Source organism: Arthrobacter sp. Leaf141 (genome assembly GCF_001424565.1).
Classification (GTDB): domain Bacteria; phylum Actinomycetota; class Actinomycetes; order Actinomycetales; family Micrococcaceae; genus Arthrobacter.
In genome coordinates, this window is record NZ_LMOL01000034.1 from 9915 (window position 1) to 10888 (window position 974).

At 64.0% G+C, this 974-nt stretch carries 2 protein-coding genes; both read right to left on the bottom strand.

Annotated elements, in window-relative coordinates; all coding sequences use genetic code 11:
• Positions 1-21: 21 nt before the first annotated feature.
• Complete coding sequence (locus tag ASF72_RS16640) at positions 22-372, bottom strand: DUF3846 domain-containing protein (RefSeq protein WP_056600704.1); 351 nt, start codon at positions 370-372, stop codon at positions 22-24.
• Positions 373-447: 75 nt separating this feature from the next.
• Positions 448-879, bottom strand: coding sequence for a hypothetical protein (locus ASF72_RS16645; RefSeq protein ID WP_056600705.1), 432 nt, complete (start codon positions 877-879; stop codon positions 448-450).
• Between the last annotated feature and the right edge of the window lie 95 nt (positions 880-974).

A 974-nucleotide genomic window follows, 5' to 3' on the forward strand; every position in this document is an offset into this window, starting at 1 on the left:
TCCCGGCCCGCTCCCCCGGTGTTAGTGGGCGGGGGGTTGGCTTCCTTCCATCAGGGCCAGCAGCCCCCAGAGTTTGGCCGGGACGTCTGCTTCGTCGCCGTCCGGGGTTTCGCCCAGGAACACCACGTCGCCGCAGTAAACGTCCTGTAGGTCGCCGGTGAGCTGGAGGACCATCGCCCCGGCGCGGGTGTTTGGTTCCAGGCCAAGGATTTTGCCTTCCTCGTTGAGGTAGAAGTGCCAGTTATCGCCGCTGACGGCTTCGATGTTGCCGCGCACCAGGTGTTGGAGGGTTTCCAGGTCCGCGGTGATGGAATCAACGCGGGCAGGCTGTGACGGGTCGGCGGGGATGATGAGGGCTTTGCAGGTGCTCATGGTGGTTCTCCTTCGTGAAAAGTTGGGGGGATGGTGCCCCGCCCGGTTGTTTGGGCGGGGCACCGGTGGGGCTGGTTAGGCCGCTTCCTGATACATGGACGGGGTCCGGTACTTGCCGGGGAGGTCGGCGGCGGCCTCGGGCAGGTCGTCCGGGCCGTGGGCCTGCCCGTTTTTCCAGTGGAAAAATGCCTGCTCGCTGATCGCGTCCCAGAACTTGGCTTTGGTCCGGTAGAACGTGGTCGTCACGTCGCCCTCGCAGTAGGTCGCCATGCCGAACAGATTGCCTACGGCGTCGGCCGTCCGGGTTCCGGCGACCATGACATAGGGCCACTGGCCCAAGTCCCAGCCGTCAGAGCCCCAGCTGGGAATCACAGCCCAACCGTGTTCGCCGATGAGTTCCATCCAGTCGTAGCCGGTGTTCATGTGGTACTCACCCAGCACGGTCACGCCGTCGATGCTCTCGCCGGTGTCCTCGGTGGTGATCGTCTTGGTGGTGATGGCGTTCATGGTTTTGGTCCTTTGCTGAGGATTTGGGGTGGGGGGACGGCGTTACCGGGCCAGCTGCCCCTCTTTCTCCCCCGTTGTTTTTTGGTTGCTGGCAA